The organism is Streptomyces sp. SAS_270 (assembly GCF_052543295.1).
The window spans coordinates 58,832-76,634 of record NZ_JBMNDS010000048.1; the positions used below are offsets into that span (position 1 = coordinate 58,832).

14 protein-coding genes and 1 riboswitch are annotated in these 17,803 nt (G+C 68.9%); of the genes, 8 read left to right on the forward strand and 6 right to left on the reverse strand.

Translation table 11 applies throughout. The annotated features are described in order from the left end of the window. Positions 1-52 precede the first annotated feature (52 nt). The 4 genes from ACN6LB_RS27990 (at position 53) to ACN6LB_RS28005 (ending at position 4,553) form a co-directional block, all read left to right on the forward strand. Positions 53-1,033, forward strand: coding sequence for a tetratricopeptide repeat protein (locus ACN6LB_RS27990; RefSeq protein WP_356143184.1), 981 nt, complete (start codon positions 53-55; stop codon positions 1,031-1,033). A 110-nt stretch (positions 1,034-1,143) separates the two neighbouring features. Continuing rightward, the gene (def, locus tag ACN6LB_RS27995; RefSeq protein WP_356143186.1) at positions 1,144-1,794 is read left to right on the forward strand and encodes a peptide deformylase; all 651 of its coding nucleotides are present in this window, start codon (positions 1,144-1,146) and stop codon (positions 1,792-1,794) included. Positions 1,795-2,100: 306 nt separating this feature from the next. Beyond that, positions 2,101-3,186: an epi-isozizaene synthase gene (gene cyc1, locus ACN6LB_RS28000; protein WP_356143188.1), complete on the forward strand. Its 1,086-nt coding sequence runs from the start codon at positions 2,101-2,103 to the stop codon at positions 3,184-3,186. Next, on the forward strand, positions 3,183-4,553 hold the full coding sequence (locus ACN6LB_RS28005; protein WP_445028302.1) for a bifunctional albaflavenone monooxygenase/terpene synthase: 1,371 nt from the start codon (positions 3,183-3,185) through the stop codon (positions 4,551-4,553). Before cyc1 ends, ACN6LB_RS28005 begins: the two co-directional genes overlap by 4 nt. 15 nt (positions 4,554-4,568) lie before the next feature. On the opposite strand, the gene ACN6LB_RS28010 is transcribed toward ACN6LB_RS28005, so the two are convergent. The 6 genes from ACN6LB_RS28010 to ACN6LB_RS28035 all read right to left on the reverse strand — a co-directional run bounded on the left by ACN6LB_RS28010 (position 4,569) and on the right by ACN6LB_RS28035 (position 12,623). Further along, entirely contained in the window at positions 4,569-5,534 is a 966-nt protein-coding gene (locus tag ACN6LB_RS28010) for a GlxA family transcriptional regulator (protein ID WP_445028303.1), read from the reverse strand. A gap of 248 nt (positions 5,535-5,782) precedes the next feature. Continuing rightward, on the reverse strand, positions 5,783-6,796 hold the full coding sequence (locus ACN6LB_RS28015) for a ribonucleotide-diphosphate reductase subunit beta (protein WP_356143195.1): 1,014 nt from the start codon (positions 6,794-6,796) through the stop codon (positions 5,783-5,785). Further along, a complete protein-coding gene (locus ACN6LB_RS28020; protein ID WP_445028304.1) occupies positions 6,796-9,186 on the reverse strand; it encodes a ribonucleoside-diphosphate reductase subunit alpha in 2,391 nt (796 codons plus the stop codon). The genes ACN6LB_RS28015 and ACN6LB_RS28020 overlap by 1 nt, the downstream gene beginning before the upstream one ends. A 127-nt stretch (positions 9,187-9,313) precedes the next feature. Next, positions 9,314-9,437, reverse strand: a riboswitch (cobalamin riboswitch). Positions 9,438-9,783: 346 nt separating this feature from the next. Next, the gene (gene mctP / locus ACN6LB_RS28025; protein WP_356143197.1) at positions 9,784-11,412 is read right to left on the reverse strand and encodes a monocarboxylate uptake permease MctP; all 1,629 of its coding nucleotides are present in this window, start codon (positions 11,410-11,412) and stop codon (positions 9,784-9,786) included. Next, positions 11,409-11,699, reverse strand: a complete 291-nt coding sequence (locus tag ACN6LB_RS28030; RefSeq protein WP_356143198.1) for a DUF3311 domain-containing protein — start codon at positions 11,697-11,699, stop codon at positions 11,409-11,411. The genes mctP and ACN6LB_RS28030 overlap by 4 nt, the downstream gene beginning before the upstream one ends. A gap of 159 nt (positions 11,700-11,858) precedes the next feature. Beyond that, complete coding sequence (locus tag ACN6LB_RS28035; RefSeq protein WP_356143200.1) at positions 11,859-12,623, reverse strand: GntR family transcriptional regulator; 765 nt, start codon at positions 12,621-12,623, stop codon at positions 11,859-11,861. A 420-nt stretch (positions 12,624-13,043) separates the two neighbouring features. Here ACN6LB_RS28035 and ACN6LB_RS28040 point away from each other — a divergent pair, with 420 nt between their 5' ends. From ACN6LB_RS28040 to ACN6LB_RS28055, 4 genes are all read left to right on the forward strand, one after another. Further along, positions 13,044-14,324 carry an extracellular solute-binding protein gene (locus ACN6LB_RS28040; RefSeq protein ID WP_356143202.1) on the forward strand — a complete coding sequence of 427 codons (1,281 nt, stop codon included), beginning with the start codon at positions 13,044-13,046 and terminating at the stop codon, positions 14,322-14,324. Positions 14,325-14,418: 94 nt separating this feature from the next. Next, the gene (locus ACN6LB_RS28045) at positions 14,419-15,414 is read left to right on the forward strand and encodes a carbohydrate ABC transporter permease (RefSeq protein ID WP_445028305.1); all 996 of its coding nucleotides are present in this window, start codon (positions 14,419-14,421) and stop codon (positions 15,412-15,414) included. Further along, positions 15,411-16,241 carry a carbohydrate ABC transporter permease gene (locus ACN6LB_RS28050; RefSeq protein ID WP_445028306.1) on the forward strand — a complete coding sequence of 277 codons (831 nt, stop codon included), beginning with the start codon at positions 15,411-15,413 and terminating at the stop codon, positions 16,239-16,241. Before ACN6LB_RS28045 ends, ACN6LB_RS28050 begins: the two co-directional genes overlap by 4 nt. 9 nt (positions 16,242-16,250) lie before the next feature. Further along, positions 16,251-17,744 carry a glycoside hydrolase family 3 protein gene (locus ACN6LB_RS28055; protein WP_445028307.1) on the forward strand — a complete coding sequence of 498 codons (1,494 nt, stop codon included), beginning with the start codon at positions 16,251-16,253 and terminating at the stop codon, positions 17,742-17,744. Positions 17,745-17,803 lie beyond the last annotated feature (59 nt).

Sequence of the window (17,803 nt, forward strand, 5' to 3'; positions counted from 1 at the left end):
GTGTCCGGGGGCACAAGCCAGCCCAAAGAACGGAAACTGGCAGGCGGGAATCGTGAGGATCTTCGGCAAGGGACGGCACCGGCCCTCCGCCTCATGGCGGCAGGCGACCGACCGGGCGTTCACGCTCATCGGCGACGGCCGGTACGAGGACGCGGGAGCGCTGCTGACGCGTGCCGCGGACCTGGAGCCCTGGCTGTCCGAGTCCTGGTTCAATCTCGCGCTGCTGCACAAGTTCCGGCACGACTGGGAGCAGGCCCGGGCGGCGGGCCTCAGGGCCGTCGCGCTGCTCGACCGCGAGACGGGCGCACCTGACTGGTGGAACGTGGGCATCGCGGCCACGGCCCTGCAGGACTGGCCGCTGGCGCGGCGGGCCTGGCAGGCGTACGGGCTGCGGGTGCCGGGCGGCGCCGCCGTCTCCGGGGAGCCGGTGGGCATGGACCTCGGCAGTGCGGCCGTGCGGCTGTCCCCCGAGGGGGAGGCCGAGGTCGTGTGGGGGCGTCGCCTCGACCCCGCGCGGATCGAGGTGCTCTCCATCCCGCTGCCGTCCTCGGGGCGGCGCTGGGGCGAGGTCGTCCTGCACGACGGGGTCCCGCACGGCGAGCGGACGACGGCCGCCGGGCACGCGTACCCCGTCTTCGACGAGATCGAGCTGTGGGCGCCCTCGCCCGTGCCGACCTGGGTGGTTCTCCTGGAGGCGGCCACCGAGGACGACCGGGACGCGCTGGAGCAGCTCGCGGCCGACGCCGGCTTCGCCGCCGAGGACTGGTCGTCGTCCGTACGGCTGCTGTGCCGGATGTGCTCCGAGTCCCGGATGCCGTCCGACGAGGGCGACGGCGAGCACCTGGACCCGCACGACCACAGCGAGCCGGGTCACCCGGGGCCGCTCGGCCACCGCACCGACGGGCAGCTGTGGGTGCCCGAGCGCGAGTGCGGACTGGCGGCGCCCGCCGGGCTGGTGCGCGGGCTTCTTGACGGATGGGTGGCCGACAGCCCCGATTCGCGGGACTGGCGGGACCTGGAAGAGGTCTGCTGAGGACCACGGCCGCTGTCGTCGGCTGTGCCGGCCCGCGCCCCTGGGAGCGCGGGCCCCCGTACTCTGTATGAGCACCTCTCTCCCAGGCATCAGGAAGGCGTACGTCGGTCATGGCGCAGCAGGACACCGATCAGCAGCACACGGGCGTGCTCCCCGTGGACGACGAGGGTTTCGTCATCGACTTCGAGGAGTGCGAGGAGCGCGAGGCGGCCTACCGCGGGCGCGGCACCTCGCGGCCCATCACGGTCGTCGGCAACCCGGTGCTGCACAAGGAGTGCAAGGACGTCACCGAGTTCGGCGACGAGCTGGCGGCGCTGATCGACGACATGTTCGCGAGCCAGCACACCGCCGAGGGCGTGGGCCTGGCCGCCAACCAGGTCGGTGTCGACCTCAAGGTCTTCGTGTACGACTGCCCGGACGACGAGGGCAAGCGGCACACCGGCGTGGTCTGCAACCCCGTCCTGCGTGAACTGCCCGCCGACCAGCGCCACTTGGACGAGAGCAACGAGGGCTGCCTCTCCGTGCCGACGGCGTACGCGCCGCTGGCCCGCCCCGACTACGCCGAGGTCACCGGGCAGGACGAGAAGGGCAACCCGATCAAGGTGCGCGGCACCGGATACTTCGCGCGCTGCCTCCAGCACGAGACCGATCACCTGTACGGCTACCTGTACATCGACCGGCTCTCCAAGCGCGAGCGCAAGGACGCGCTGCGGCAGATGGCCGACAACGAGCCTCGCTACCCCGTCGTGGCGAACGACTGAGACGCATATATGCAGTTGAGGCTCACGATCGTTTGTGAGCCCGGACGTACGGCGTCTGGCCGGGAAGCCCCCGACCAGGCGCCGTTCGCATGTGCGTCGCACGTTCGATCCCATGTGCTCGTTCAGCGATCCATATTCAGTCACACAAGGGGAGATTCTCGGCACGGTGGGGTAGTGAACGGTGCAAATCCGTTCCCAGAACGGTCAGTTGTGGTGCTGAATGGGAAGGGCGGGGATACGCAACGGCGCACGCCCGGCACGGCGGGAGGGGTGTAGCGCCAACTGGCGGCTGAGAGGGGTTTGTTCGTGCATGCTTTCCCACACGGCACTTCATCGACACCGACTGCGGTCGCGGTTCCACCGGCGCTCTCTCTCCCGGTGATCGAAGCTGCGTTTCCCCGGCAACTGCACCCCTATTGGCCCAGGCTCCAGGAGAAGACCAGGACCTGGCTCCTCGAAAAGCGGCTCATGCCGGCCGACAAGGTCGAGGAATATGCCGATGGACTGTGCTACACGGACCTCATGGCGGGCTACTACATAGGCGCCTCCGACGAGGTCATGCAGGCTATAGCGGACTACAGCGCGTGGTTCTTCGTCTGGGACGACCGCCATGACCGCGACGTCGTCCATGCCCGGCCGGCCGCCTGGCGGAGGCTCAGGTTCCAGCTGCACGATGCGCTCGACTCCCCCCGGGACCACCTGCACCACCGGGATCCGCTGGTCGCGGGGTTCGCCGACAGCATGGTGCGGCTGTACTCGTTCCTCAGCAAGAAGTGGAACGTCCGGTTCGCCGAACACTTCCATGCGGTGATCGACGCGTACGACCGGGAATTCCAGAACCGTTCGTCCGGCACCGTCCCCACCGTCGCGGAATACCTCGACCTCCGGCGTCTCACCTTTGCGCACTGGATCTGGACCGACCTCCTGGAGCCGAGCGCGGGGTGTGAAATGCCGCTCGCGGTGCGGAAACACCCGGCATATCACCGGGCGTCACTCCTGAGTCAGGAATTCGCCGCCTGGTACAACGATCTCTGTTCGCTTCCCAAGGAAATAGCGGGAGACGAAGTCCACAATCTCGGAATCAGTCTCATTCAGCACGAGGGGCTGACCCTGGAAGAGGCGATTGCGGAAGTAAGGCGCCGGGTCGAGGAATGCATCACCGAATTCCTGGCTGCAGAAAAGGAAGCATTACGGTTCGCCGACACCCTCGCGGACGGCACTGTCGCGGGAAAGGAACTCAGCATCGCCGTGAAAGCGTGCCTCGGCAACATGCGGAACTGGTTCAGTTCCGTGTACTGGTTCCACCACGAGTCCGGCCGGTACATGGTCGACAACTGGGACGACCGGTCCACGCCCCCGTACGTCAACAACGAAGCGGCAGGTGAGAAATGACCGTCGAGTCCGTGAAGCCCGAAGCCCCCACGGTTCCGGAGCTGCGTGAGCCGCCCCTCGCGGGCGGCGGTGTCCCGCTCCTCGGCCACGGCTGGAAGCTGGTCCGCGATCCGCTGGCCTTCATGGCCCAGCTGCGCGACCACGGCGACGTCGTACGGCTCAGGCTCGGCCCGAAGACGGTGTACGCCGTCACCGCGCCCGCCCTCACCGGGGCGCTCGCGCTGAGCCCCGACTTCAAGATCGACGGGCCCCTCTGGGAATCCCTCGAAGGCCTGCTCGGCAAGGAGGGAGTGGCGACCGCCAACGGGCCGACGCACCGGCGCCAGCGGCGCACCATCCAGCCCGCGTTCCGGCTCGACGTCATCCCCGAGTACGGGCCGATCATGGAGGAGGAAGCACGCGCGCTCGCCGACCGCTGGGAGTCGGGGGCGACGGTCGACTGCACGGCGGAGTCGTTCCGCGTCGCCGTGCGCATCGCCGCCCGCTGCCTGCTGCGCGGAGACTTCATGGACGAACGGGCGGAGCGCCTGTGCGTCGCGCTCGCCACCGTCTTCCGCGGTATGTACCGGCGCATGGTCGTCCCGGCCGGACCGCTCTATCGGCTGCCGCTCCCGGCCAACCGCAAATTCAACCGGGCATTGGCCGATTTGCATCTCCTGGTCGACGAGATCATCGCCGAGCGGCGCGCATCTGGTCAAAAGCCGGACGATTTGCTGACAGCATTGCTGGAAGCGAAGAACGAGAATGGCGAGCCCATAGGGGAGCAGGAGATCCACGACCAGGTGGTCGCGATACTCACGCCCGGCAGCGAAACTGTCGCGTCCACGATCATGTGGATCCTCCAGGTCCTCGCCGAGCATCCGGAACACGCGGACAGGGTCCGCGCCGAGGTCGAATCCGTCGCGGGTGACCGGCCGGTGGCATTCGGTGACGTCAGGCAGCTGACCCACACGAACAATGTCGTCGTCGAGGCGATGCGGCTGCGCCCCGCCGTATGGATATTGACGCGGCGGGCGGTCAGCGAAACGGAACTCGGTGGCTATCGCATTCCGGCCGGGGCCGACATCGTGTACAGCCCGTACGCGGTACAGCGCGACCCGCGGTCGTACGAGCAGCATGCGCGGTTCGATCCGGACCGCTGGCTGCCGGAGCGTTCGAAGGAGGTGCCGAAGTACGCGATGAGCCCCTTCAGCGTGGGCAACCGGAAGTGCCCGAGTGACCACTTCTCGATGGCCCAGCTGAGCCTCATCACGGCGACGGTGGCGTCGCGGTGGCGCTTCGAGCAGGTGCCCGGGTCGAACGACGCGACGCGGGTCGGCATCACGCTGCGCCCGCACCGGCTCCTGCTGAAGGCCGTACCCCGCTGAGCGCAGGGCGCACGTTCAGGCGGCCTGCGGGCCTCTGAACGTGCGCCGGTACGCCTGCGGGGTCGTGTCCAGCGCCCGGACGAACTGATGGCGCAGCGCGGCCGCGTTCCCGAACCCGGTACGGCCCGCGATCGCGTCCATCGTCTCGTCCGTCCCCTCCAGCAACTGCTGGGCCAGCAGCACCCGTTGGCGCAGGATCCAGCGGTACGGAGTGGTCCCCGTCTCCTGCTGGAAACGCCGGGCGAAGGTGCGCGGGGACATCAGGGCGCGGGCCGCGAGCTGCTCGACGGTCACCTCCTCGTCGAGGTGGCGCTCCATCCAGACGAGCACCTCACCGACCGTGTCGCACGGGGCGGCCGGCAGCGGGCGCTCGATGTACTGGGCCTGCCCGCCGTCGCGGTGCGGAGGCACCACCATGCGCCGCGCGATGGCGTTGGCGACCTCCGGGCCCTGTTCCCGGCGCACGAGGTGGAGACAGGCGTCGATCCCGGCGGCGGTGCCGGCCGACGTGATGATCGGGTCCTCGTCCACGTACAGCACGTCGGGCTCGACGATCGCCCGCGGGTACTGCCGGGCGAGCTCGTCCGCGTGCTGCCAGTGCACGGCGCAGCGCCGGCCGTCCAGAAGCCCGGCCGCGCCGAGCGCGAAGACGCCGGAGCAGACGCTGAGCACCCTCGCGCCCCGGTCGGCGGCCGAGCGCAGCGCGTCGAGCAGCTCCGGCGGATAGCCGCGCACGGCGTAGGTGTTCCCGGCCGGCACGATGACCAGGTCGGCCCCCTCCAGCCGGTCGAGGCCGTGCGGGGTGGACACGGTGAACCCGGAGACATGCGTGCCGAGGGTGGGCCCTTCCGCCGAGGCGACCGCGAAGTCGTACACCGGCAGCCCCTCGTCACTCCGGTCGAGGCCGAACACCTCGCAGGCGACGCCGAGTTCGAAGGGGTGCACACCGTCGAGCAGGATGGCGACCACGTTTTTCAGCATGCTGCCAGTGTGCCTCGACTCTGGCAGTAATTCGAGGGTTCCCGGCAGTCCTGCCACTGACGGTAAGGAGCGTCAGGCGCGACAGTGGTGTCTATGGATACGACACACATGGAAGGCCTGATCTCAATGCTGACCGTTCTCGCAATCCTCGTCCTCCTGGTCCTCCCCTCACTGATCGGTCTCGCGCACGACCGGCGCATCGACCGTCAGATCAGGGAGGCCCAGCAGACCCGCGAAGCGGCCGAGGATCAGAAGTCCTCGTCGAGGTCGACGCTGCCCTCCACCGCGACCTGGTATGCGGAGGGACGCCGCTCGAAGAAGTTGGTCAGCTCCTGAACCCCCTGCAGCTCCATGAAGGCGAAGGGGTTCTCGGAGCCGTACACGGGAGCGAAGCCGAGGCGCGTCAGGCGCTGGTCGGCGACGCACTCCAGGTACTGCCGCATCGAGTCGGTGTTCATCCCCGGGAGGCCGTCACCGCACAGGTCGCGCGCGAACTGCAGCTCGGCCTCGACGGCCTCCCGCAGCATGTCGGTGACCTCCTGCTGAAGCCGGTCGTCGAAGAGCTCCGGCTCCTCCTTGCGGACGGTGTCGACGACCTCGAACGCGAAGGACATGTGCATCGTCTCGTCGCGGAAGACCCAGTTGGTGCCGGTGGCGAGACCGTGCAGCAGGCCCCGGCTGCGGAACCAGTAGACGTACGCGAAGGCGCCGTAGAAGAAGAGGCCCTCGATGCAGGCGGCGAAGCAGATCAGGTTCAGCAGGAAGCGGCGGCGGTCGGCCTTCGTCTCCAGCCGGTCCAGCTTCTCGACCTCGTTGATCCACTTGAAGCAGAACCCGGCCTTCTCACGGATGGACGGGATGTTCTCGACCGCGTCGAAGGCGGCCGCCCTGTCCTCGGGGTCGGGCAGATACGTGTCCAGCAGGGTCAGATAGAACTGGACGTGCACGGCCTCCTCGAAGAGCTGGCGGGAGAGATACAGCCGCGCCTCGGGGGAGTTGATGTGCTTGTACAGCGTCAGCACCAGGTTGTTCGAGACGATCGAGTCGCCCGTCGCGAAGAACGCGACCAGCCGGCCGATCATGTGCTGCTCGCCCTCGGACAGCTTCGCGAGGTCGGCGACGTCCGAGTGGAGGTCGACCTCCTCCACGGTCCAGGTGTTCTTGATGGCGTCCCGGTAGCGCTCGTAGAAGTCGGGGTAGCGCATCGGACGCAGGGTCAGCTCGAAGCCCGGGTCGAGAAGGTTCTTGGTTTCGCTGGACATTACTGGCAGGCCTCGCAGCTTTCGGGGTTTTCCAGGGAGCAGGCGACCGCGTCCTCGTCGGGGGTCGGCTGCTGTACGGGGACGGGGGTCTGTGCCTGTGCGGCGCGGGCGATGCGGGTCGCCGGGCGCGAGCGCAGGTAGTACGTCGTCTTCAGGCCCGACTTCCAGGCGTACGCGTACATCGAGGAGAGCTTCCCGATGGTCGGCGTCTCCAGGAACAGGTTCAGGGACTGGGACTGGTCCAGGAACGGCGTCCGCGCGGCGGCCATGTCGATGAGGCCGCGCTGCGGGATCTCCCACGCCGTGCGGTACAGCGCCCGTACGTCGGCCGGGATCCAGGCGAAGTCCTGCACCGAGCCGTTCGACTCGCGCAGCGCCTCACGGGTGCGGGCGTCCCACACGCCGAGGTCCTTGAGCTCGCGCACCAGGTAGGAGTTGACCTGGAGGAACTCGCCGGACAGCGTCTCGCGCTTGAACAGGTTGGAGACCTGCGGCTCGATGCACTCGTACACACCGGCGATCGAGGCGATGGTCGCGGTGGGCGCGATCGCGAGGAGCAGGGAGTTGCGCATCCCGGTCGAGGCGATACGTCCGCGCAGCGCCGCCCAGCGCTCGGGCCAGTTCAGCTCCACGTCGTAGTGGTCGGGGTGCAGCACACCGCGGGCCGTGCGGGTCTTCTCCCAGGCCGGCAGCGGGCCGCTGCGCTCGGCGAGATCGGCGGAGGCCTCGTACGCGGCGAGCATGATGCGCTCGGCGATGCGGGTGGAGAGGGCCTTGGCCTCGGGCGAGTCGAAGGGGACGCGCAGCTTGAAGAAGACGTCCTGGAGGCCCATCGCGCCGAGGCCCACGGGGCGCCACCGGGCGTTGGAGCGGCCCGCCTGCTCGGTCGGGTAGAAGTTGATGTCGACGACCCGGTCGAGGAAGGTGACGGCGGTGCGGACCGTCTCGTCCAGTCGCTCCCAGTCGATGTCACCGACCGCCGTGTCGACGAACGCGCCCAGGTTCACCGAGCCCAGGTTGCAGACCGCGGTCTCCCCGTCGTCCGTGACCTCCAGGATCTCGGTGCACAGGTTCGAGGAGTGGACGGTGTGGCCCGGCTCCGCCGTCTGGTTGGCGGTGCGGTTGGCGGCGTCCTTGAACGTCATCCAGCCGTTGCCGGTCTGCGCGAGCGTGCGCATCATGCGGCCGTACAGGTCGCGGGCCGGAATGGTCTTCTTGGCGAGCCCGGCCTCCTCCGCCTTGCGGTAGGCGGCGTCGAACGCGTCGCCCCACAGGTCCACCAGCTCGGGCACGTCGGCCGGTGAGAACAGCGACCACACGCCGTCCTCGTTCACCCGGCGCATGAACTCGTCCGGGATCCAGTGCGCGAGGTTCAGGTTGTGCGTACGCCGGGCGTCCTCACCGGTGTTGTCGCGCAGCTCCAGGAACTCCTCGATGTCGGAGTGCCAGGTCTCCAGGTAGACCGCGGCCGCGCCCTTGCGCCGGCCGCCCTGGTTCACCGCGGCGACCGAGGCGTCGAGGGTCTTCAGGAACGGGACGATGCCGTTGGAGTGCCCGTTCGTGCCGCGGATCAGCGAACCGCGGGAGCGGATACGGGAGTACGACAGACCGATGCCGCCCGCGTGCTTCGAGAGGCGCGCGACCTGGTGGTAGCGGTCGTAGATGGAGTCCAGCTCGTCCAGCGGGGAGTCGAGGAGGTAGCAGGACGACATCTGCGGGTGCCGCGTACCGGAGTTGAAGAGCGTGGGGGAGGAGGGCAGGTAGTCGAGGCGGCTCATCAGGCGGTAGAGGGCCGCGACTTCGTCCACCGCTCGGGTGGTGTCGTCCTCGGCGAGGCCGGAGGCCACGCGCAGCATGAAGTGCTGGGGCGTCTCGACGACCTTGCGGGTGATCGGGTGCCGCAGCAGGTAGCGGCTGTGCAGGGTGCGCAGGCCGAAGTAACCGAAGCGGTCGTCGGCGCCGGTGTCGATCAGCGCGTCGAGACGGGCCGTGTGCAGCCGTACGAACTCGGCGGTGCGATCCGCGATCAGACCCTCGCGGTGCCCGACCGCGACCGAGCCGGAGAACGACGTGACACCCTGCGACGCGGCCTCGGCGGCGATGCTGATCGTCAGCAGGCGCGCGGCGAGCCGGGAGTAGGCGGGGTCCTCGGAGATGAGGCCCGCGGCCGCCTCGGTGGCCAGCTCGCGCAGCTCCGCCTCGTCGGCCCGGGCGGAGCGGCCGCGCAGCGCGGCGGCGGCGACCCGGCCGGGGTCGGCGTCGGGGAGGTCGGCGGTGAGGTCGGTCAGGGTCCGCAGCAACGCGGTTCCCGGAGCGTCGGCCTCGGCCCCTGTCACGGTGGTCGCGGTCGCCTCGGTCGCTGAAGCCGGATCGACTGGCGCGATGGTCACGTGGGACTCTCCCTCGCTCGGCACGGGGCCTGGGGCGAGGGCAGCGGGGCGCACGGGCTCGGACAGGCCGGCGCGCGTCCAGCTGGCCCACTCCGCGAGGCCCGGACGTCTTGGCACCCGGGCCGGTCGGCCGGGCGCGCTGTCGGCAGGACCTCGGACTGGTCAGGCGCGCATACGCGCACAAGTACACCGTTGCGGGACAGTTCCGGATTCGCACCGGATTCCCCTGCGGCGACAGCGAGCACGAGCATACATCTTGTGCCGGGCTGCGGGAGCACCCCCACATGTTGTGTCGCGCTGCTGTCGAAGGGTGTCGGAGCGTCAACTCTTGGGCGGGTGGCGAATGCTGGGGCGCCGTCGCGGCCGGCGCCGGTCCGGGCACGGCAACGGGCCGCCGGATCTCTCCGGCGGCCCGTCCGGGACTCCGTGCCTCTAGGGGGTGTTGTGAAAGTCCCGCACAGCGCCCACGGCGCCCGGCACGCACCCTCGCCGCACCGGCCGAAGCCCCAAGTACGTCCAGTACGAGGGCCTTCGTCCGGCACGCCGAGGGCACGCACCGAACACCGCGGGCACCGCACAGGACTTTCAAAACACCCCCTAGTGCGAGGTCCCCGCCGTGGCCGGCGGCAGTTCCACCTGGACCCCGGGGTCGCCCGCGTCAGCCGTGTAGTCCGACGGAGACGTCTCGTCGACGCCGTCCGGGGCCTTCAACGCCCGCAGGACGAAGGTCAGGACCACCGTCACCACCACGTTCAGCACGAAGGCCGTCAGACCGATGTAGCCGATCTCCCCGATGCCGGGGATCTCCTTCGAGCTCCCGCCGAAGTGCGCCTGGGTCGGCGAGGCGACCCCGTACGCGGCGACCGTGCCGTAGACCATGCCGACCGCCCAGCCGGCGAGCAGCGCCCAGCGGTGGAACCAGCGGGTGAACAGACCGCCGACCAGCGCCGGGAAGGTCTGCAGGATCCAGATGCCGCCCAGCAGCTGGAAGTTGATGGCGACCGTCTTGTCCATGGTGAGGACGAAGACCAGCGCGCCGACCTTCACCAGGAGCGAGACCAGCTTGGAGACCTTGGTCTCCTGCTGCGGGGTCGCGTCCGGCTTGATGAAGTCCTTGTAGATGTTGCGGGTGAACAGGTTCGCCGCGGCGATGGACATGATGGCCGCCGGTACGAGCGCGCCGATGCCGATCGCGGCGAACGCCACGCCCGCGAACCAGTCCGGGAACATGTTCTCGAAGAGCTGCGGGATGGCGAGCTGCCCGTTCTGCACCTTCACCCCAGCCGCGATCGCCATGAACCCGAGCAGCGCCAGCAGGCCCAGCATCAGCGAGTACAGCGGCAGGATCGTGGTGTTGCGGCGGATCACGTTGCGGCTGCGCGAGGACAGCGTGGCCGTGATCGAGTGGGGGTACATGAACAGCGCCAGCGCCGAGCCGAGGGCGAGCGTGGCGTAGGTCCACTGCTGCGGCTCGGCCGGCGCGAGCGCGCCGCGTGGCTTCCCGGTCGCCGGGTTGACCTGGGAGAAAGCGTCGCCGGCCTTGGCGAAGATGTCGTCGAAGCCGCCGAGCTTGATCGGGATGTAGATGATCGCGACCACGATGACGAGGTAGATCAGGCCGTCCTTGACGAACGCGATCAGCGCCGGGGCCCGCAGGCCGGACGAGTAGGTGTACGCGGCGAGCACGGCGAACGCGATCAGCAGCGGCAGGTCCTTGACGAACCAGTTGGTGCCCGCGCCACCGCCCACGCCCATGACGTCCAGAACGGCCTGGATGCCGACCAGTTGGAGCGCGATGTACGGCATCGTGGCGAGGATGCCGGTGACGGCGACCGCCAGCGACAGACCCTTCGAGCCGAAGCGTCCGCGCACGAAGTCGGACGTGGTCACGTACCCGTGCTTGTGCGAGACGGACCACAGCCGCGGCAGGAAGGTGAAGATCAGCGGGTACACCAGGATCGTGTACGGCACCGCGAAGAAGCCGGCCGCGCCCGCCGCGTAGATCGCCGCGGGTACGGCGACGAAGGTGTACGCGGTGTAGAGGTCGCCGCCGAGCAGGAACCAGGTGACCCAGGTGCCGAACGACCTGCCGCCCAGGCCCCATTCGTCGAGGGTCGCGTCGTTCTCGGCCTTGCGCCAGCGTGCGGCCAAGAAGCCCATGACCGTGACGGCCAGGAAGAAGAAGATGAAGACGCCGAGGGCGACTCCGTTCACGCCGTCCTTCACTTGGACACACCCCCGCCCTGGGTCGCGCGGGAGCGCTGGTCACGCTGCCACAGCTTGTACGCGGTCACCGTGAGCAGCGTGGAGATGACCACCCACAGCATCTGGTACCAGTAGAAGAACGGGATGCCGATGAAGGCCGGGTCGACCTTCGCGTACGAGCCGACCCAGAGCATCGCCACGAACGGCGCGAACAGGCAGAGGCCTATGACCACTCGGACCGGTGTCACCACCGGCGGTTTCGCGGCAGGCGCACCTGACGCGTCCGACACATCCGACACTTCTGACATACGGCGGCTCCGTCCCCTCGCTGATCAACCTGTGTAACGCGCAGGCAATCTAGGTCACGGTGTCGCGCAGCGGAAGACCTCGTCCGCATATCGGTATGTCGATTCGGTGAAGGCCAATTCGGGTGTTCGCGGTACGCGTCGGGGAGTGCTCCCGAGGGGTCAGTCCCGCGGCCGCTTGAGCCTGGTCGTGAACTTGTACCGGTCCCCGCGGTACACCGATCGCACCCACTCCACCGGCTCGCCGTCCTTGTCGAGGGAGTGGCGGGAGAGCATCAGCATGGGCAGGCCGACGTCGGTGCCGAGCAGGCCGGCCTCGCGCGGGGTGGCCAGGGAGGTCTCGATGGTCTCCTCGGCCTCGGCGAGATGGACGTCGTAGACCTCGGCGAGCGCGGTGTAGAGCGAGGTGTACTTGACCAGCGACCTGCGCAGGGCGGGGAAGCGCTTCGCGGAGAGGTGGGTCGTCTCGATGGCCATCGGCTCGCCGTTGGCCATGCGCAGCCGCTCGATGCGCAGCACCCGTCCGCCCGCCGTGATGTCGAGCAGGTCGGCGAGGGTGTCGTCGGCCGTGATGTAGCCGATGTCCAGGAGCTGCGAGGTGGGTTCGAGGCCCTGGGCGCGCATGTCCTCGGTGTAGGAGGTCAGTTGGAGGGACTGCGTGACCTTCGGCTTGGCGACGAAGGTGCCCTTGCCCTGGATGCGTTCGAGGCGGCCCTCGACGACCAGCTCCTGAAGGGCCTGGCGCACGGTCGTGCGCGAGGTGTCGAACTCGGCGGCGAGGGTCCGCTCGGGCGGCACCGGCGTGCCGGGCGACTGCGTCTCCGTCATCTCGAGCAGGTGCTTCTTCAGGCGGTAGTACTTGGGCACGCGCGCGGTACGGATGGGGGCCCCACCCTCGTTCTCCGCACTGCTGACGTCGGTGCTCATGCTCTGCCTTCCCGGCTCTCGTGCCGAAGCGACCGGCATCCCGACGGCCACGGCTCACATCGTGGCACGGCTTCGTGCGCGAGTTCTCTGTGAGTATCCCGCGCACGCTCCGTGATCCCCTCTATATACCGTCGCACCGCCCGCTGGTCTAGTCCACCGCGTCGAATTGGTCCACTCGAAAGTGCGCCAACGGACCTGCTCTTTTCGCTAGTTACCTACTTAAAGGTCCTTGCATATGTAGGTCCCATAACGGACGACTGGAGGGGCTTCTTCACCCTTGACACCCCTCTAGGTCTAGGCCAAGCTCCCCCTACTGGTCTACACCATTGGTCCAGTCCCGGCCCCCGCTGGGCGGTACCCACCAGAACGGTCACCGCAGGGGAGCGTGGGGGGTTTGAGGGCATCCCTGAGGAGGGTGGCGTGAAGCGCAAGCTGATAGCCGCGATCGGTATCGCGGGCATGATGGTGTCGGTCGCGGCCTGCGGCGGCAGTGACGACAGCGACAGCGGCAAGAAGGCGGGAGCCGACGGGTACAAGGGGCAGACCCTGACCGTCTGGGCGATGGACGGCTCCACCCCGCCCGCCTGGACCAAGGATCTGCAGGCGGCCTTCAAGAAGAAGACCGGCGCGACGCTGAAGTTCGAGACCCAGAAGTGGGACGGGATCCAGCAGAAGATCACCACCGCCCTCTCCGAGTCGACCCCGCCGGACGTCATCGAGGTCGGCAACACCCAGACCCCCGCGTACGCGGCGACCGGCGGCCTCGCCGACCTGAGCGACCTGAAGAGCGGGATCGGCGCCGACTGGGCCGAGAACCTCAACGCGTCCGCGGTCTTCGACGGCAAGCAGTACGCGGCACCCTGGTACTTCGCCAACCGCGTCGTCATCTACAACAAGAAGGTCTGGGCCGACGCCGGCATCAAGGACACCCCGAAGACCCGGGACGAGTTCTACAAGGACCTCGACGCCATCGGCAAGAAGACCAAGGCCGAGCCGATCTACCTGCCCGGCCAGAACTGGTACTTCTTCGACGGCCTGACCATCGGCCAGGGCGCCGACCTGGTGAAGAAGGACGGCGACAAGTACGTCTCCAACCTCGCCGACCCCAAGGTCACCGCGGCCATGGAGATCTACAAGAAGTACCAGTCCTACTCCAAGGCCCCCATGGACAAGGACGAGGCCACCCCGCAGCAGGCCGAGGTCTTCGCCAAGGGCAACGTCGGTGCCTTCATCGGCATGGGCTGGGAGGCCGGCACGGCCATCGCCGCCAACAAGAAGATCGAGAAGGACATCGGCTACTTCACCATCCCCGGTGAGACCGCCGACAAGCCCGAGGGCGTCTTCCTCGGCGGCTCCAACTTCGCGGTGGCCGCGGGCAGCAAGAAGCAGGACCTCGCCAAGGAGTTCCTGAACCTCGCGCTGTCCGACAAGTTCGAGGGTGCGCTCGCCAAGCAGAACGGCGTCATCCCGAACAAGGAGTCGCTCAACTCCGTCCTCAAGGGCAACGTCGTCGCCGAGGCGGCCGCTCCCGCCGCCGCGCAGGGCGGTACGACGCCGCTGATCCCCGAGTGGGCCTCGGTGGAGAACACCCCGAACCCGATCAAGACGTACATGACCGCGGTTCTGAAGGGCAAGTCGCCGGCCGACGCCGCCAAGCAGGTCGAGGCCGAGATCAACAAGCGGCTCTCGCAGAAGAGCTGATCACCCTCCGCCGGGGGACGGCCGGACGACCGCAAGGCCGGCTGACCGTCCCCCGGCGCGCACGTGCCAGTGGCGATCTGGAGAGATGGCGAGCATGTCAGTGCAGACCGAACGCGCGGACACGGTCCCGGCACCGGGTGTCCGCAAGACGGGCGGGGCCCCGCCCGGCCCCGGAGGCGGGGACACCCGTACGAACAGACGCGGCGGATCCTTCGCCCCCTACCTGCTTCTGCTGCCGGCGCTGCTCGCCACCGTGGTGCTGCTGGGCTGGCCGCTGGTCAAGAACGGCATGCTGTCGTTCCAGAACCTCAACCCGCGCCAGCTGATCCTGCACCTCACGGAGTGGAACGGGTTCGACAACTACCAGGAGGTCCTGGGCAGTTCGGACTTCTGGAAGGTCGTCGAGCGGTCGGTGATCTTCACCGCCGTCAACGTCGTCCTCATCATGGTGCTCGGCACGCTGACCGGCCTGCTGCTCGCCCGGCTCGGCAAACGCATGCGGCTGCTGCTGCTGTTCGGCCTCGTGCTCGCCTGGGCGATGCCGGTGATCGCCGCGACCACCGTCTACCAGTGGCTGTTCGCCCAGCGCTTCGGCGTCGTCAACTGGCTGCTGGACAAGGCCGGCTGGCACTCGATGGCCGACTACAACTGGTTCGGCACCCAGCTCTCCACCTTCTCCGTGATCGCCCTGCTGCTCGTCTGGCAGTCGATCCCGTTCGTGGCGATCAATCTGTACGCCGCCACGACCACGATCCCCAAGGAGCTCTACGAGGCCGCCTCGATCGACGGGGCCGGCACCTGGAAGAGCTTCACCTCGGTGACGTTCCCGTTCCTGCGGCCGTTCCTGTGGGCCACGACGTTCCTTGAGGTCATCTGGATCTTCAAGGCGTTCCCGCAGATCTTCGCGATGAACGAGGGCGGCCCCGACCGGCTCACCGAGACCCTGCCGATCTACGCCTTCGTCGAGGGCCCCGGCAACCAGCACTACGGCATGGGCGCGGCCATCTCGTTCCTGACGATTTTCATCCTGCTCGCCCTGACCGCCTATTACCTGCGTACCGTTCTCAAGCAAGAGGAGGACGAGCTGTGAAGCGCTCTCTGACGGCCCGTCTGTGGCCCAATGCGATGGCCGTCGTTCTCTTCGTCGTCTTCGCGTTCCCCGTGTACTGGATGTTCGCCACCGCGTTCAAGCCGACCGGCGACATCATCGCGGACACCCCGGTCTTCCTGCCGACCGACATCACCCTGGACCACTTCAAGCGGGCCGTGGACGCCGACCACTTCTGGACCCTGGTCGCCAACTCCCTGACGGTCACCGTGCTTTCGGTGGTCTTCGCCCTCGTCATCGCGCTGCTCGCGTCCTTCGCCCTGGCCCGCATGCGGTTCAAGGGGCGGCGCGGTTTCGTGCTGACCTTCATGATCGCGCAGATGGCGCCCTGGGAGGTCATGGTCATCGCGATCTACCTGATCGTGCGGGACTCGGACATGCTCAACAGCCTGGTCCCGCTGACCGTCTTCTACATGATCATGGTGCTGCCCTTCACCGTCCTGACGCTGCGCGGCTATGTCGCCGCCGTGCCCAAGGAGCTGGAGGAGTCGGCCATGGTGGACGGCTGCACCCGCACCCAGGCCTTCGTGAAGGTGATCTTCCCGCTGCTGGCGCCGGGGCTGATGGCGACCTCGCTCTTCGGCTTCGTCACGGCGTGGAACGAGTTCCCGCTCGTCCTGATCCTCAACAAGGACATCGAGAAGCAGACGCTTCCGCTGTGGCTCTCCAGCTTCCAGACGACGTTCGGCGACGACTGGGGGGCGACGATGGCCGCGGCCACGCTCTTCGCCCTGCCCATCCTGATCCTCTTCGTCTTCCTCCAGCGCAAGGCCGTCAGCGGACTCACCTCCGGCGCCGTGAAGGGATAACGCCACCAGATGACGACGATCGCCTCCGGCACGGACACGCTCACCCGCGACGCCCTTGCCGTCCTTCAGCCCGGCTTCACCGGGACCAGCGCACCCGACTGGCTGCTGCGCAGGCTCGGTGAAGGCCTGGCCTCCGTGGGCCTGTTCGGCCGCAACATCGCCTCGCCCGAGCAACTGGCCGCCCTGACCGGCCAGTTGCGCGCAGAACGCGACGACGTCATCGTCGCCATCGACGAGGAGGGCGGCGATGTCACCCGCCTTGAGGTGCGCACCGGCTCCTCGTTCCCCGGCAACCACGCGCTCGGCGCGGTCGACGACGTCGAGCTGACCCGGGAGGTGGCCGCGGAACTGGGCCGCCGCCTCGCCGCCTGCGGAGTCAACCTCAACTGGGCGCCGTCCGCGGACGTCAACTCCAACCCCGACAACCCCGTGATCGGCGTACGGTCCTTCGGCGCCGACACCGCTCTGGTGGCCCGGCACACCGCCGCCTACGTCACCGGCCTGCAGTCCGCGGGCGTCGCCGCCTGCACCAAGCACTTCCCGGGGCACGGCGACACCGCGGTCGACTCGCACCACGCGCTGCCGCGCATCGACGCGGGGCTGCCGGTACTCCAGGAGCGTGAACTCGCCCCGTTCCGCGCCGCGATCGCCGCGGGCAGCCGCGCCGTGATGAGCGCGCACATCCTGATCCCGGCCCTGGACGCCGACCGCCCCGCCACCCTCTCCCCGCGCATCCTCACTGGGCTGCTGCGCGAGGAACTCGGCTACGACGGTCTCATCGTCACCGACGGCATGGAGATGCAGGCCATCGCCGCGACCTACGGCATCGAACGGGGCAGCGTCCTGGCCGTCGCGGCCGGCGCCGACGCCATCTGCGTGGGCGGCGGCCTGGCCGACGACGACACGGTGCGCCGCCTGCGCGACGCCCTCGTGCGGGCCGTACGCACGGGGGAACTCTCCGAGGAACGGCTCGCGGACGCGGCGGCACGGGTACGCGCGCTGGCACGCTGGACGGCCGACGCAGCGAGGGGCAGCGGTGCCGACGGGAGTGCGGTGCGCTCGGACGTCGGGCTCGTCGCCGCCCGCCGGGCGCTCACGGCCACGCCCTGCGAGGCGTACGCCCCCGTCACCGACCCGCCCTACGTCGCCGCCCTGACCCCCGTGGCCAACATCGCGGTCGGCGACGAGACGCCGTGGGGCGTCGCGGCCGAGCTCGCCCGGCTGCTGCCCGGCACGCGGACCGGCAGCTTCGCGGGGGACGGCGCCGGAGCGGAGGCCCTCGCGGCCGCGGGCTCCCGCCGTATCGTCGCCGTCGTCCGCGACGAGCACCGCCACCCCTGGATGGCGACCGCCCTCGACACCCTGCTCGGGGCCCGCCCCGACACCCTCGTCGTCGAGATGGGCGTCCCGCAGGCCACGCCCCGGGGCTCCCTGCACATCGCCACGCACGGCGCGGCCCGCGTCTGCGGCCGGGCGGCGGCGGAGGTCATCGCGGGGGAGTAGCCCCGCACCCTGCCCCGAGTACGAAGGTGCCGGGCCGTCCCGCGAGGGATAGCCCGGCA